Origin of the sequence: Amycolatopsis sp. FDAARGOS 1241, assembly GCF_016889705.1 — a bacterium.
Lineage (GTDB): Bacteria > Actinomycetota > Actinomycetes > Mycobacteriales > Pseudonocardiaceae > Amycolatopsis.
Genome location: NZ_CP069526.1, coordinates 7,123,024 through 7,138,175, shown reverse-complemented (window position 1 = coordinate 7,138,175; position 15,152 = coordinate 7,123,024). Strand labels below are relative to the sequence as shown.

At 70.2% G+C, this 15,152-nt stretch carries 10 protein-coding genes; 8 read left to right on the top strand and 2 right to left on the bottom strand.

The annotated features are described in order from the left end of the window. Window positions 1-5: 5 nt before the first annotated feature. Entirely contained in the window at window positions 6-1,844 is a 1,839-nt protein-coding gene (gene asnB / locus I6J71_RS34770) for an asparagine synthase (glutamine-hydrolyzing) (RefSeq protein WP_204090723.1), read from the bottom strand. A gap of 432 nt (window positions 1,845-2,276) precedes the next feature. On the opposite strand from asnB, the gene kdpF reads away from it, so the two are divergent. Genes kdpF through I6J71_RS34740 form a run of 6 tightly spaced genes read left to right on the top strand, consistent with a single transcriptional unit; the run spans window position 2,277 to window position 10,043 of the window. Next, window positions 2,277-2,378 carry a K(+)-transporting ATPase subunit F gene (gene kdpF, locus I6J71_RS34765; protein WP_204090722.1) on the top strand — a complete coding sequence of 34 codons (102 nt, stop codon included), beginning with the start codon at window positions 2,277-2,279 and terminating at the stop codon, window positions 2,376-2,378. After that, window positions 2,378-4,039: a potassium-transporting ATPase subunit KdpA gene (gene kdpA, locus I6J71_RS34760; protein WP_204090721.1), complete on the top strand. Its 1,662-nt coding sequence runs from the start codon at window positions 2,378-2,380 to the stop codon at window positions 4,037-4,039. The genes kdpF and kdpA overlap by 1 nt, the downstream gene beginning before the upstream one ends. Further along, window positions 4,036-6,132 (top strand): potassium-transporting ATPase subunit KdpB, encoded by a 2,097-nt coding sequence (gene kdpB / locus I6J71_RS34755; protein WP_204090720.1) that lies wholly within the window; start codon window positions 4,036-4,038, stop codon window positions 6,130-6,132. The genes kdpA and kdpB overlap by 4 nt, the downstream gene beginning before the upstream one ends. 5 nt (window positions 6,133-6,137) lie before the next feature. Continuing rightward, the gene (locus I6J71_RS34750; RefSeq protein WP_204090719.1) at window positions 6,138-6,758 is read left to right on the top strand and encodes a potassium-transporting ATPase subunit C; all 621 of its coding nucleotides are present in this window, start codon (window positions 6,138-6,140) and stop codon (window positions 6,756-6,758) included. Window positions 6,759-6,762: 4 nt separating this feature from the next. Next, window positions 6,763-9,348: a sensor histidine kinase KdpD gene (locus I6J71_RS34745; protein ID WP_204090718.1), complete on the top strand. Its 2,586-nt coding sequence runs from the start codon at window positions 6,763-6,765 to the stop codon at window positions 9,346-9,348. Then, complete coding sequence (locus I6J71_RS34740; protein WP_204090717.1) at window positions 9,345-10,043, top strand: response regulator; 699 nt, start codon at window positions 9,345-9,347, stop codon at window positions 10,041-10,043. The genes I6J71_RS34745 and I6J71_RS34740 overlap by 4 nt, the downstream gene beginning before the upstream one ends. Before the next feature lie 43 nt (window positions 10,044-10,086). Here I6J71_RS34740 and I6J71_RS34735 read toward each other — a convergent pair whose 3' ends face one another. Then, window positions 10,087-10,761 carry a hypothetical protein gene (locus I6J71_RS34735; protein WP_204090716.1) on the bottom strand — a complete coding sequence of 225 codons (675 nt, stop codon included), beginning with the start codon at window positions 10,759-10,761 and terminating at the stop codon, window positions 10,087-10,089. 272 nt (window positions 10,762-11,033) lie between these two features. On the opposite strand from I6J71_RS34735, the gene I6J71_RS34730 reads away from it, so the two are divergent. Both I6J71_RS34730 and smc read left to right on the top strand, forming a co-directional pair. After that, complete coding sequence (locus I6J71_RS34730) at window positions 11,034-11,321, top strand: acylphosphatase (protein WP_204090715.1); 288 nt, start codon at window positions 11,034-11,036, stop codon at window positions 11,319-11,321. Window positions 11,322-11,520: 199 nt separating this feature from the next. Continuing rightward, window positions 11,521-15,123, top strand: coding sequence for a chromosome segregation protein SMC (gene smc, locus I6J71_RS34725; protein WP_204090714.1), 3,603 nt, complete (start codon window positions 11,521-11,523; stop codon window positions 15,121-15,123). Window positions 15,124-15,152: the final 29 nt, after the last annotated feature.

Here is a 15,152-nt window from a genome sequence, read left to right as displayed (position 1 = left end):
GGAACTCAGTCCAGCTGCAGTTCGGGCGAGTACAGGTCGAACCAGTGGTACAGGTCCAACGCGCGGTCCAAACCCGTGCGCAGCGTCGGTTCGATGGTCGCCGGGTCCACTTCGGATGCCTTGGTGAGCCACTCGCGGTCCACGAGCTGGAACACCGGGTTGTCGCGCTCGGTCAGGATCTCCTTGGCCTGCCGCTGGAGCGCGGCCGGGTAGCCGGGGTCCTGAGTGGACGGATACGGGCTCTTCACGCGGTCGCGCACCGAGTCCGGCAGCACGTGTTTCGTGGCGTGGCGCAGGAGGCTCTTCTCACGGCCGTCGAAGGTCTTCAGCGACCACGGTGCGTTGTAGACGTATTCCACGAGCCGGTGGTCGCAAAACGGGACGCGCACCTCCAGGCCCACGGCCATCGACGCGCGGTCCTTGCGGTCGAGCAGCATTCGCACGAACCGGCTCAGGTGCAGGTGCGAGATCGTGCGCATGCGTGCTTCCTGCTCCGACTCGCCGTCGAGGTGCTCGACCTTCGCGATCGCCGTGCGGTACTGGTCGGCCACGTACTCCTCGAGGTTCAGCTTCGCGCCGATCTCGGGGCGCAGCAGCGCTTCCCGCTGCGACATCAGGCTGTTGCGGAAGGCCAGCCACGGGAACGTGTCGGCGTGCACCGACTGGTCGTGGAACCAGCGGTAGCCGCCGAACACCTCGTCGGCCGATTCGCCCGAGAGCGCCACGGTGGACTCGCCGCGGATCGCCTTGAACAGCAGGTACAGCGAGGTGTCCATGTCGCCGAGACCGGCCGGGATGTCGCGCGCCCGCAGCACGGCGCGGCGCACGGCCGGGTCCGTGAGCTCGGCCGGGTTGAGCACCACGTCCTGGTGCGCCGAGCCGACGAGCTTCGCGACGTCACGGATGTAGGGCGAGTCCGGGGTGTCGCGCATCTCGTCGGGCTTGAAATTCTCCTCCTGGCCCAGGAAGTCGACCGAGAACGTGCGCAGCTGCTCACCCTGCTCGGCCAGCCGCGTGGCCGCGAGCCCGGTGACGGCGCTCGAGTCGAGCCCGCCCGAGAGCAGCACGCAGCGCGGCACGTCGGCGACCAGTTGCCGGTTGACGATGTCCGTCATCAGCTCCCGCACGCGGGCGACGGTGGTCTCCTGGTCGTCGGTGTGCTGCTTCGCGTCGAGCTGCCAGTACGTGCGGGTGCTGATCCCGTCCTTCGACACCGTGACGACGGTGCCCGGCTCGACCTCGCTCATGCCCTTCCACAGCGACCACCCGGGCCGCTTGGTGAAGCCCATCAGCTCGCGCAGGCCGTCGGTGTCGACGATCCGGGGCACCGACGGGTTGGCCAGGATCGCCTTGGGCTCCGAGCCGAACAGCACGCCGTCGCGCGTCGGGTAGTAGTAGAACGGCTTGATCCCCATGCGGTCGCGGATCATCACGAGCTTCTGGTCGCGCTCGTCCCAGATCGCGAAGGCGTACATGCCGTTGAGGTGGTCGACCACCTCGGTGCCCCACTGCAGGTACCCGTGGAGCACGACCTCGGTGTCGCTGTCGGTCTCCCACGTGTGCCCGAGTTTCGTGAGTTCTTCACGAAGTTCGGTGAAGTTGTAGGCCTCACCGCTGTAGACCATGGCCACGTCGCCGTTGGGCGTGTGGACGCTCATCGGCTGCCGGCCGCCCGGCAGGTCGATGATCGCGAGCCTGCGGTGTCCCAGCGCGACGTTCCGGCGCACCCAGGTGCCCCGGTCGTCCGGGCCGCGACAGGCCATCGTCTCCGTCATCGCGTCGACGATCTCCTGCCGTTGCGACAGGTCAGTTTCGTAGGACACCCAGCCGGCGATTCCGCACATCCGTCCGCCTCCATCATTTTTGCTTAGGTAATACAACTATCGGCAACACCGGTGTAACACAGCGGGCACACGATGTCTGCCCGAATTGCACGCTCCGTCATAGATCCACTACGTATTGTGTTGTGAGTCACTAACCAACTACTTCCAGTGATCATCGAAGATCAACCGAACGTCGCGGGGTACCAGGCGAACGGCGGTGGCGGGTGTCACCCCGCGTCAAAACCGTGTAAATGGCCTAGGGGGGGCGCGTCAAGGAGACGTCAGACGACCTCGATCACGCTGCGCGACAACCGCACAGTTGCGGTCGTCCAGCGGTCACCCGCCCCGGGTGACCCGTCTTGAGAGGTGCCTTGTGGCCGACTTGTTGTACGCCTTGCTGATCCTGGGCGTGTTCGTGGTCCTCGCTCTGACCCTCCGCGGGATGGAGAAGCTGTGAGCGGCGCGGGCACCGTGGCCAACGTCGTCGGCGGTCTGCTGGCGCTGGGCCTGATCATCTACCTGTTCATCGCACTGGTGAGGCCGGAGAAGTTCTGATGAGTGACGTCGGCGCCGGCCTCGTGCAGGTCGGCCTGCTCCTGCTCGCCCTGGCGGTGGTCTGCAAACCGCTCGGCGACTACATGGCCCGGGTCTTCTCGAGCGAGAAGCACTGGAGGATCGAGAAGGGCCTCTACAAGATCGTCCGCGTCAACCCGGACGCCGAGCAGCACTGGAAGACGTACGCGTCCGGCGTGCTCGGGTTCTCGTTCATGTCCGTCATCCTGCTGTACCTGCTGCAGCGCCTGCAGTCGGTGCTGCCGTGGAACTTCGGCCGCGGCGCGGTGTCGCCGTCCGTCGCGTTCAACACGGCCGTGAGCTTCGTGACCAACACGAACTGGCAGTCCTACGTCCCCGAGACGACCATGGGCCACTTCGTGCAGATGGCCGGCCTCACCGTGCAGAACTTCGTGTCGGCGGGCGTGGGCCTGGCCGTCGCGATCGCGGTGACGCGCGGGTTCATCCGCTCGAAGACCGACCGGCTCGGCAACTTCTGGGTCGACCTGATCCGCGGCTCGATCCGCATCCTGCTGCCGATCGCGTTCGTCTTCGCGATCGTGCTCGTGGGGCTCGGCGTGGTGCAGAGCCTGCACTCGGGTGTCGCGGTGACGAACCCGGACGGCAGCCAGAGCACCGTCGCGCTGGCCCCGGCGGCGAGCCAGGAGGCGATCAAGGAACTCGGGACCAACGGTGGCGGCATCCTCAACGCGAACTCCGCGCACCCGTTCGAGAACCCGAACGCGTGGACCAACCTCATCGAGATCTTCCTGATCCTCATGATCCCGGTGAGCCTCACCCGCACGTTCGGCCAGCTGGTCGGCAACAAGAAGCAGGGCTACGTCCTGCTGTCGGTGATGGGTGCTCTGTGGGGGGCGATGCTGGCGCTCATCTGGAGCTCCGAAGCACTCACCAACAGCCCGGCCGCACTGGCGGCAGGTGCGGACATGGAGGGCAAGGAACAGCGGTTCGGCCTGAGCCTGACCTCGATCTTCGCGGACACCACCACGGGCACGTCCACGGGCGCGGTCAACGGTGCCCACGACAGCCTGTCCGGACTCGGTGGCGGTGGGCCGCTGCTCAACATGCTGTTCGGCGAGATCTCGCCCGGCGGCGTGGGCACCGGCCTCTACGGCATCCTCGTGATGGCCATCATCGCGATGTTCCTCGCCGGCCTCATGGTCGGGCGCACGCCGGAGTACCTGGGGAAGAAGCTCGGCAAGCGCGAGGTCACAACCGCGGCGATCTCGATGCTCGCGATGCCGACCGTCGTGCTCATCGGCGCCGGGATCGCGCTGGCGATGCCCGACACCCAGAGCGCACTGGGCAACCCGGCAGCGCACGGCCTGTCAGAGGTCCTCTACGCCTACGCCTCGACCGGCAACAACAACGGCAGCGCGTTCGGCGGCCTGACCGTGACGAGCAACTGGTTCCAATCCTCGCTCGGTGTGGCGATGTTGCTCGGCCGGTTCATCCCCATCCTCGCCGTGCTCTGCCTGGCCGGCTCACTCGCTTCGCAGAGGAAGGTCCCCGAAACCGCGGGCACCCTGCCCACCACCGGACCGCTCTTCGGCACGATGCTCACCGGCACCATCGTCCTCGTCGCGGCCCTCACTTTCGTCCCGGCGCTCGCGCTCGGGCCCATCGCGGAGGCGTTGGCATGACAGTCACCGAAACCCCACGCAGTCCACTGGAGGACCAGCAGCACCGCGCGGAGAACGCGGGCCGCGTCGGCGCGGGCGCGTTCAACGCCCGCCAGCTGTGGACCTCGATGCCCGAGGCGCTGAACAAGCTCAAACCCAAGCACCAGCTGAAGAACCCCGTGATGTTCGTGGTGTGGGTCGGTTCGGCCCTCACCACGGTGTTCGCGATCGTCGACCCGAGCATGTTCTCGATCCTCGTCGCGATCTGGCTGTGGCTCACGGTGCTGTTCGCGAACCTGGCCGAAGCCGTCGCCGAAGGGCGCGGCAAGGCGCAGGCCGAATCGCTGCGCAGGTCCAAGAAGGAAACGGTCGCGCGGCGCCTGACCGAGGACGGCTCAGAGGAGAGCGTGCCCGGCGTCGACCTGCGCGTCGGTGACCTGGTGGTCGTCGAGGCCGGCCAGGTCATCCCGGGCGACGGCGACGTCGTCGAAGGCATCGCGACGGTCGACGAATCGGCCATCACCGGTGAGTCGGCGCCGGTCATCCGCGAGTCGGGCGGCGACCGCTCGGCCGTGACCGGGGGCACCACGGTGCTGTCGGACCGGATCGTCGTGAAGATCACCACCAAACCCGGTGAGTCCTTCGTGGACCGGATGATCGCGTTGGTGGAAGGCGCTTCGCGGCAGAAGACGCCGAACGAGATCGCGCTGACGATCCTGCTCGCGACGCTCACGATCATCTTCTTGCTCGCCGTGGTGGCCCTGCAGCCGATGGCCGGGTACTCGGGCACGGAGCAGTCGGTGATCGTGCTGACCGCCCTGCTGGTCTGCCTCATCCCGACCACGATCGGCGCGTTGCTGAGCGCCATCGGCATCGCGGGCATGGACCGGCTGGTGCAGCGCAACGTACTTGCCACGTCCGGGCGCGCGGTGGAAGCTGCGGGCGACGTCTCGACGCTGCTGCTCGACAAGACGGGCACGATCACCTTCGGCAACCGCAAGGCGACCGAGCTGATCCCCGTCGGCGGGTCCACAGTGGATGACCTGGCCCGCGCGGCGCGGCTCTCCAGCCTCGCCGACGGCACGCCCGAAGGCCGCAGCATCATCGAGCTCATCACCGCCGACCACGGGTTGCCCGACAAGGCCGCTGACAACGAGAAGCTCGCCGAGTTCGTGCCCTTCACGGCGCAGACCCGGATGAGCGGTGTGGACCTCGGCGAGCGCGAGGTCCGCAAGGGCGCCACCTCGGCCGTGCGCGAATGGGTCCGTGCCCGCGGCGGCGACATGCCCGACGAGACCGAGCGGATCGTCGACGAGATCAGCCAGCAGGGTGGCACGCCGCTGGTGGTCGCGGAATCGGCGGGCGGGCGTGCGTTCGTGCGCGGTGTCATCCGGCTCTCCGACGTCGTGAAGCCGGGCATGAAGGAGCGCTTCAAGGAACTGCGTTCGATGGGCATCAAGACGGTGATGATCACGGGTGACAACCCGCTCACCGCCAAGGCCATCGCCGAGGACGCGGGCGTCGACGACTACCTCGCCGAGGCCAAGCCCGAGGACAAGATGGCGCTCATCAAGAAGGAGCAGGAGGGCGGGCGGCTGGTCGCGATGACGGGCGACGGCACGAACGACGCCCCCGCGCTGGCGCAGTCGGACGTCGGTGTCGCGATGAACACGGGCACGTCGGCCGCCAAGGAGGCCGGCAACATGGTCGACCTCGACTCGGACCCGACGAAGCTCATCGAGATCGTGGAGATCGGCAAGCAGCTGCTCATCACGCGCGGTGCGCTCACCACGTTCAGCGTCGCCAACGACCTCGCGAAGTACTTCGCCATCCTGCCCGCGATGTTCACGAGCATCTTCGCCCAGCTGGGCGCGCTGAACATCATGCACCTGGCGACCCCGCAGTCGGCCATCCTCTCGGCCGTCATCTTCAACGCGCTGATCATCGTGTTCCTGATCCCGCTCGCCCTGCGCGGCGTGCGCTACAAGCCCTCGTCGGCTTCCGCGCTGCTGCGCCGGAACCTGCTCATCTACGGCCTCGGCGGCATCGTGAGCCCGTTCCTCGGGATCTGGATCATCGACCTGATCGTGCGGCACATCCCTGGAATCGGGTGAATCTGATGAACACACTCGTGAAGCAGACCTGGGCGGGCCTGCGCGTCCTGATCGCCCTGACGATCATCCTCGGCATCGGGTACCCGCTGGCCGTCTGGACGATCGCCCGGATCCCCGGCCTGCAGTCCAACGCCGAGGGCTCGGTCGTCACGCAGAACGGGCAGGCCGTCGGCTCATCCCTGATCGGCATCGACCCGGTGCCGGCCGATCCAGCGCACGACCCGTGGTTCCACAACCGGCCCTCGGCCGGGTCGAAGGACTCGCTCGGCCCCGGCGACCCGTCGACCTCGGGTGCGTCGAACAAGGGCCCGTTCAACGAGGACCTCGTGAAGACCATCACCGAGCGCAAGGACCTCATCGCCAAGCGGGAGGGCGTGGCGCCGGACCAGGTGCCGGCCGACGCCGTGACCGCTTCCGGCTCGGGGCTCGACCCCTCGATCAGCGTCGCGTACGCCGACCTGCAGATCGCCCGGGTCGCGCGCAACACGGGGCTGTCCGAGGACAAGGTGCGCCAGCTGGTCGAGGCGAACACCACGGGCGCCGGGATCGGCGTCCCCGGGGTAAACGTGCTGCTGCTCAACTTGGCCGTGCATTCGGCCGCTCCAGGAGCACAGGGAGCACACTGACAGCGTGAGCACACCGAGCACGACCCCGAAGCCGCGTCGAGGTGAACTGCGGATCTACCTCGGCGCGGCTCCGGGGGTCGGCAAGACCTTCGCGATGCTGGGCGAGGCCCGTCGCCGGCTGGAGCGCGGGACCGACGTGGTGGTGGGCCTCGTGGAGACCCACGGCAGGCAGAAGACCGCCGATCTGCTCGACGGCCTCGAGATCGTGCCACGGCGCACGGTCACCCACCGCGGGCACGAGTTCGCCGAGATGGATCTCGAAGCCGTCCTGAAGCGCGCGCCCGAGGTGGTCGTGGTCGACGAGCTGGCGCACACCAATGTGCCCGGCGCGCGCCACGACAAGCGCTGGCAGGACGTCGACGAGCTGCTCGACGCCGGCATCGACGTGCTGTCCACGGTCAACGTGCAGCACCTGCAGAGCCTCAACGACGTCGTCGAGCGCATCACGGGCGTCACGCAGCAGGAAACCGTGCCGGACGAGGTGGTGCGGCGGGCCGAGCAGCTGGAGCTCGTCGACATCACGCCGGAGGCGCTGCGGCGCCGGCTCGCGCACGGCAACGTCTACCCGGCCGAGCGCATCGACGCCGCGCTCGGCAACTACTTCCGGCCCGGCAACCTCACCGCGCTGCGCGAGCTGGCCCTGCTGTGGGTTGCCGACCAGGTCGACGTGGCGCTGCAGCGCTACCGCGCGGAGCAGAAGATCACCGACACGTGGGAGGCGCGCGAACGCGTCGTCGCCGCCATCACCGGCGGGCCGGAGAGCGAGACGCTGATCCGGCGCGCGAGCCGCATCGCGACGCGCGCGGGCGCGGAGCTGCAGGTCGTGCACATCCTGCGCGGCGACGGCCTGTCCGGCCTGAGCCCGACCGCGATGGCACGCAGCCGCACGCTCGCCGAAGAGGTCGGCGCGACGTTCCACGCGGTCGTCGGCGACGACGTGCCGACAGCGCTGCTGGACTTCGCCCGCGGGGTGAACGCGACGCAGCTCGTGATCGGCACGTCGCGGCGCTCGCGCGTCGCGCGGCTGTTCGACGAAGGCATCGGCGCGGCCGTGGTCCAGCAGTCCGGGTCGATCGACGTGCACATGGTCACGCACTCCTACGCCGGCGGGCGGCTGCGCGCGCGGCTGGGCGCGAGCCCGCTGGCGCCGTCGCGGCTGGTGGTCGGCTGGGTGCTGAGCCTGCTGCTGCCGATCCTCGCGACGGGGCTCGGCGTGCTGCTGCGCGACACCGTCGAGTTCTCCACCGACGTGATCCTCTACGTGCTCGCGACGGTGATCGTCGCGCTCGTGGGCGGGCTCGGCCCGGCGGTGATCGCGGCCGTGTTCGGAGCCGGCCTGCTCAACTTCTTCTTCACCCCGCCGCTGTACACGCTCAACGTGCACAGCCCGCAGAACGTGGTCACGCTCGTCGCGATGATCGTGGTCGCCGTGCTGGTGGCCCTGGTGGTTGCCGCGGCGGCGCGGCGGGCCACCCAGGCCGCGCGGGCCCGGACCGAAGCGGCGCTGCTGGCGTCGTACGCGCGCACGGTGCTGACGAACCCGAAACCGATCGAGCGGCTGCTGGAGAAGGTGCGGGAGAACTTCGGCCTGACGTCGGTCACCTTGCTGGAGAAGAAGAACGGCGAGTGGCAGAAGGTCGCGCTCGCCGGCCAGTTCCCGTGCGCCGACCCGGACGAGGCCGATGTGGACATCGCGGTGACCGCCGACGTCCACCTCACCCTGCGCGGGCGCACGCTGCCGGCGGCAGACCGGCGCGTGCTCGAAGCCGTGGCCGGACAGGCGCTGCTCGCCCTGCGCCAGCAGCGGATGGCGGCCGCCGCGGCCGCCGCCGAGCGCAAGGCCGAGGCGACGGAGCTGCGGACCACGCTGCTCTCGGCCGTCGGCCACGACCTGCGGACGCCGCTCACGTCCATCAAGGCCGCGATCGGCAGCCTGCGCGCGCCCGACTTGTCGTTGTCCGAGGAGGACACCGCGGAGCTGCTGGAGGCCATCGAGCTCTCGGCCGACCGGCTCGCGGGGCTCATCGACAACCTGCTCGACTCCTCGCGCCTGGCCACCGGCGCGGTGACGCCGCACCTGCGGCCCGTGGGCTACGACGAGGTGGTTGCCCACGCGCTGTCCAACGTGGACAACTCGCACGACGTCAAGGTGGCTGTGGACGCGCGCCTGCCGTCGGTGCAGGCCGACCCGGGCCTGCTGGAACGCGTGATCGCCAACGTGCTCGACAACGCGCTGCGCCACGGCGGCGGCCAGGTGTCGGCGCGGGCGAGCGCGCACTCCGAGCACGTGGAACTGCGTATCGTGGACCACGGGCGGGGCCTGAAGAAGGGCACCGCCGACTCGGCGTTCGCGCCGTTCCAGCGGCTCGGTGGCGACCGCGACTCCACGCCCGGCGTCGGGCTGGGGCTGTCGGTCGCGAAGGGCTTCATCGAAGCGATGGGGGGCACCATCCGGGCCGAGGACACGCCGGGTGGCGGCCTCACCGTCGTGATCTCGCTGCCTGCCTACACCGGGCAGCACCCGGACAAGGACCTCCTCAAGATCGACGAGGCCATCGACGGGGCCATCGAGGAGGGAGTGGGAACGTGAGTCCCGACAAGGCGGCCACCGTGCTGGTGGTCGACGACGAGCCGCAGATCGTGCGCGCGCTGCGGATCAACCTGAACGCCCGCGGGTACAAGGTGATCACGGCGCACGACGGCACCGCCGCGCTGAAGGCCGTCGCCGAAACCAAGCCCGACGTGGTCGTGCTCGACCTCGGCCTCCCCGACCTCGACGGCACGGAGGTCATCGCCGGCCTGCGCGGCTGGACGACGGTGCCCATCATCGTGCTGTCCGCGCGCGGCGATTCGGCCGACAAGGTCCAGGCTCTCGACGCGGGCGCCGACGACTACGTGACCAAGCCCTTCGGCATGGACGAGCTGCTGGCCCGGCTGCGGGCCGCGGTGCGGCGCTCGGCCGTCGCCGGCTCCGACGGCGCGGAAGCGGTGGTGGACACCGGTTCCTTCACGATCGACCTGGCCGCGAAGAAGGTCCGCCGCGACGGCAAAGAGGTGCACCTGACCAAGACCGAGTGGGGTGTGCTGGAGCTGCTGGTGCGCAACCGCGGACGGCTGGTCGCGCAGAAGCAGCTGCTGCACGAGGTGTGGGGCCCGTCGTACGAGACGGAGTCGCACTACCTGCGCGTGTACCTCGCGCAGCTGCGGCGGAAGCTGGAACCCGAGCCGTCACGTCCGCGGCACCTGCTGACCGAACCCGGTATGGGGTACCGCTTCGAGGTCTAGACGCGACGAGGGCCGCCCCGCGGGGCGGCCCTCGTTTCTGTTGTCAGGTCGTGGGACCGGTGGGGTCGGTCGTGCGAACGTCCGAAGAGGACGGACCCGGCGTCGTGCTCGGCGGCTCACCGCTGCTGCTCGAACCGCCACCACCGCTGGTGGGGTCCGGCGGAGGGGGCGAATCCGGTGGTGCCGAAGACGAGGAGTCCGGCGGCGGAACCTCTGTCGAGGAGTCCGGCGGCGGTGCCTTCGTTGTCGACGTGTCGCTTCGCGGCGTTGTGGGGTTCACCGGACCGCCACCGCCAGGCGGCGGGTTGCCCGGCTGACCCGGCTGACCGACGGGGTTGTTCGGCGGCGGCACGACCACGGACGTCGTCGGCACCCCGTCCGCGCCCGTGGAGACCACGGTCGTGGGGGTGGCGGGCACCGAGGTCGGGTCACCGGGCGTCGGCTGGCCGGAGAGGGTCATCGGGGCGCCCGGCACGGCGTTGCCCGGCACGACCTGCGAGCTGCCCGGCAGGGTGCCCTGGCCGCTGCCGGGGACGGAGGTGGAGTCGGCGGCCGTGCTCGGGCCCGCCAGTTCGGCGATCGCGGCGAACGCCGTGGCCACGACCAGGCCGCTCACGCCGAGGATGGCGTAGCCGGCCCGGTTCATGATGCCGCTCGCGGCCTTGGGTGGAGCGACGGAGACGCGTGCGCTCGGATCCGGCCCGTCGGGACGGGACATGCAGGCTCCTCACATGCAATTCGACTCGATCGAGTGGTGAACGATCGGCGCTGGTCGTGGACGCGGTTTCGCGGGTACCGGGAGACGCAGCGGGCTGTCGGTTCCCGGAAGTCGTGTCGCGGTTCGGTCCGGCTCCCCGGGTGTTGCGCGGGGATCGAGGCGCCGGACGCGGACCTCGGCGGGGAGGTTATCACCGCCAGTGACCCATTCGCGCAGGTACGGGACCTGCGCCGTCACTGTCCGCAGCGAGTGGCGTGGGGCAGGATGGTCGCGTGAGTGAGGAAGAAACACACATCCGGTTGGCGGCGTGGGTGCACGGGCGCGTGCAGGGGGTCGGTTTCCGCTGGTGGACCCGGAGCCGCGCGCTGGAGCTCGGACTGGTCGGCTTCGCGCGCAACTTGCCCGACGGGCGTGTCGAGGTGGTAGCGGAGGGTGGCCGAGACCACTGTGAGCGGTTGTTGGCCGCTCTGCGGTCGGGAGAATCACCCGGAAGCGTGGATCACGTCGTCGAGCGCTGGAGCTCGGCGAAGGGCGGCTTGACGGGCTTCCTGGAGCGCTGAGCGGCGCGGGGTCGATGCCGGGCCGGTGTTGGTCCACCGGAGTGGCTCCTGTGACGACTGGGACACGAGGGGTTGCCGGTGCCGACGGGTCTGTGCTAGGCGCGCCGGGTGGTGGCGGCCTCCCACGGTCACGGCCGGTGCCCAGGTAGCCTGGGCCGATTGAAGAGCCAGTACCCGCGGCCGGAGGGGTCAGCACCAAGTGCACCTGAAAAGCTTGACGCTGAAGGGTTTCAAGTCCTTCGCCTCGGCCACCACGCTGCGGTTCGAACCCGGGATCACGTGCGTGGTCGGCCCGAACGGCTCGGGCAAGTCCAACGTGCTCGACGCCCTGCGCTGGGTCATGGGCACGCAGGGCGCTAAGGACCTGCGCGGCGGCAAGATGGAGGACGTCATCTTCGCCGGCACCGCGGGGCGCGCCGCGCTGGGCCGCGCCGAGGTCACGCTCACCATCGACAACTCCGACGGCGCGCTGCCCATCGAGTACACCGAGGTCTCCATCACGCGCCGGATGTTCCGCGACGGGGCCAGCGAGTACGAGATCAACGGCGACCGCTGCCGCTTGATGGACGTGCAGGAACTGCTGTCGGACTCCGGCATCGGCCGCGAGATGCACGTCATCGTCGGGCAGGGGCAGCTCTCGGCGATCCTCGAGTCGAAACCCGAGGAGCGCCGCGCCTTCATCGAGGAGGCGGCGGGCGTCCTCAAGCACCGCAAGCGCAAGGAACAGACCTTGCGCAAGCTCAACAACATGCAGGGCAACCTCGACCGGCTCGGCGACCTCACCACCGAGCTGCGCCGCCAGCTCAAGCCGCTGGGTAAGCAGGCCGAGATCGCGCGCAAGGCGCAGTCGGTGCAGTCCGAGCTGCGCGACGCACGCCTGCGCCTGCTGGCCGACGACCTGGTCACCCAGCGCGAGGCCATCGCCAAGGAGGAGGCCGACGAGCGTACCGCCCGCCAGCGCCGCGCCGAGGTGGAGCAGGCGCTGGAGGTCGTGGCGGCGGAGGAGACCGAGCTCGAGGCGTCGCTGGCCGAGGACGCGCCGAAGCTGCAGACCGCGCAGGAGACCTGGTACAAGCTCTCGGCGCTGGCCGAGCGCTTGCGCGGCACCGTGCGGCTGGCAGTGGAGCGCCAGCGGCACCTGTCCGCCGACGTGTCGGCCCCGACGGGCGGTCGTGACCCGGAGGAGCTGCTGGCCGAGGCCGACCAGGTCGCCGACCGCGAGGAGGAGCTCAACGAAGCCGTCATGGCGGCCCGCGAACTGCTGGCCGAGACCGTGCTTCGGCGCGAGGAACTCGAGCAGCGGGTGCAGGCCGCCGAACGCGCGCACTGGGCCGCGGTGCGGGCCATCGCCGACCGCCGCGAAGGCATGGCGAAGCTGACCGGCCAGGTCGAGGCGCTGCGCAGCAAGACCGGCGCCACCGCCGAGGAGATCGACCGCATCTCCGTGTCGCTGCAGGAATCGGCCGAGCGCGCGGAGATCGCGCTGGAGGAGCTCGAAGAGGCCAAGGCCGAGGGCGGCGTCGAGGAGTCCGACGACGCGGAGCTGTTGCAGCGCCACGACCGCGCGGTCGAGGCCAACACCGCGGCCAAGGCGCGCGTCGAGGAGCTCGTCAAGGCCGAGCGCGCCGCCGAGCGGGAGATCGCGTCGGAGCGGGCGCGGGTCGAGGCGCTGTCCATGGGCCTCAAGCGCAAGGACGGCGCCGGCGCGCTGCTCGGTGCGTCGCACGAGCTGCCGGGGCTGCTGGGCTCGGTCGCCGCGCTGCTCACCGTGGAGCCCGGGCACGAGGTGGCGCTGGCCGCCGCGCTCGGCCCGGTGGCCGACGCCGTGGCGGTGGCCGGCGGTGAGCAGGCGCTGAGTGCGCTGAAGTACTTGAAGGACACCGATTCCGGCCGCGCCGGGCTCGTGCTCGGTGGTTATGGTTCCACTGTGGACACCAGTTCGTGGCCGGCGCTGCCCTACGGCGCCCGCTGGGCGCGTGAGGTCGTGACCGCGCCGGAACAGCTGCGTCCGGCCGTGGAGCACGCGCTCGACAGGCTCGCGCTGGTGCCGGACCTCGGCGTGGCGCGCGAACTCGTGGCGAGCCACCCGGACGTGCGTGCGGTGACGGCCGAGGGTGACGTGTTCGGCGCCCGCTGGGTCGCCGGCGGGTCCGCGGCGCGCGAGAGCGTGATCGAGGTCCAAGCCGCGGTCGAAGAGGCGGCCGAACGGCTGCGGACGGCCGAGCGGGCCTTGGAGCGCTTCTCCGCCGAGCTGGAAGGCGCCCGCGCCGAACAGCAGGCGCGCCGCGAGGAGGTCGGCCAGGCCAAGGACGCGCTCGGCGAGGCGAAGGTCCGCAAAGCGCGTTCGTCGGAGCGGCTGAACCGGCTGCAGCAGGCCGCGCGCTCCGCGCAGGCCGAGGTCGACCGGCTCACCGCGCAGCGCGCGAAGGTCGAGCAGAGCCGTGAGCAGGCGCTCGCGCAGCTGGCCGAGATGGAGGAGCGGCTCGCGGCCGTCGCCGAGCAGCCGGTGGAGGACGACCCCGACACGGCCGAGCGCGACGAGGCCGTGGAGCTGCTGACCGGCGTCCGCCAGGAAGAGGTCGATGCGCGGCTCGCGCAGCGCACCGCCGAGGAGCGGGCGCGCAGCATCGCCGGGCGCGCCGATTCGCTGCGGCGGGCGGCGCGCGCGGAGCAGGAGGCCCGCGAACGCGCGGCCAAGGCCCGGGCGGCGCGGGAGCGTGGTGCCCAGATCGCCAACGCCGTCGTGAACGCCGGTGAGTTCGCGCTGGAGCGCATCGAGCACTCGGTGCAGCGCGCGGCCGCCGAGCGCGACGAGGCCCAGGCCCAGCGCCAGACCCGCGAAACCGCGCTCACCGCGGTGCGCGGCAAGGTGCGCGAGCTGTCCGGAGAGCTCGAGAAGCTCACCGACGCCGTGCACCGCGACGAAGTCCTGCGCGCCGAGCAGCGGCTGCGGCTGGAGACCCTCGAGGGCAAGATCGCCGAGGACTTCGGCATCGGCCTCGAGGACCTCGTCCGCGAATACGGCCCGGCCGTGCCGGTGCCGCCGAGCGCCGGCGAGATGGCCGAGTACGAAGCGGCGAAGGAGCGCGGCGAGGACGTCACGGCGCCGCCGCCGATGCCGTACGACCGCGACACGCAGGCTCGCCGCGCCCGGCGCGCCGAGAAGGACCTGTCGCTGCTGGGCAAGGTGAACCCGCTGGCGCTGGAGGAGTTCGCGGCGCTGGAGGAGCGCTACAAGTTCCTCTCGACCCAGCTCGAAGACCTCAAGGACACGCGCAAGGACCTCGAGGCCGTGATCAGGCAGGTCGACGAGAAGATCCTCGAGGTGTTCGCCTCGGCCTACGCCGACGTGGCCCGCGAGTTCGAGACCGTGTTCGGCGTGCTCTTCCCGGGCGGTGAGGGCCGGATGGTCCTCACCGAGCCCGACGACCTGCTCGCCACCGGCGTCGACGTCGAAGCCCGTCCGCCGGGCAAGAAGGTCAAGCGGCTCTCGCTGCTCTCCGGTGGCGAGAAGTCGCTGGTGGCGGTGGGCATGCTGGTCGCCATCTTCCGCGCTCGTCCCTCACCCTTCTACGTGATGGACGAGGTGGAGGCGGCGCTGGACGACACCAACATGCGCCGGCTGATCGGGCTGCTGGAGCAGCTGCGCGACTCCTCGCAGCTGATCATCATCACCCACCAGAAGCCGACCATGGAGATCGCCGACGCGCTCTACGGCGTGAGCATGCAGGGCGACGGCATCACCAAGGTGATCTCGCAGCGCCTGCGGGCCACCGAAGAGGAGCCGGTGCCGGCGAGCTGAGCCAAGACCTGCGAAGAGGGGCTTCCCGG

What these genes read in the sequence shown, in the direction of transcription:
- asnB (WP_204090723.1), bottom strand. Translation starts at nt 1,844, where the DNA reads ATGTGCGGAATCGCCGGCTGGGTGTCCTACGAAACTGACCTGTCGCAA.
- kdpA (WP_204090721.1), top strand. Translation starts at nt 2,378, where the DNA reads ATGAGTGACGTCGGCGCCGGCCTCGTGCAGGTCGGCCTGCTCCTGCTC.
- kdpB (WP_204090720.1), top strand. Translation starts at nt 4,036, where the DNA reads ATGACAGTCACCGAAACCCCACGCAGTCCACTGGAGGACCAGCAGCAC.
- I6J71_RS34750 (WP_204090719.1), top strand. Translation starts at nt 6,138, where the DNA reads ATGAACACACTCGTGAAGCAGACCTGGGCGGGCCTGCGCGTCCTGATC.
- I6J71_RS34735 (WP_204090716.1), bottom strand. Translation starts at nt 10,761, where the DNA reads ATGTCCCGTCCCGACGGGCCGGATCCGAGCGCACGCGTCTCCGTCGCT.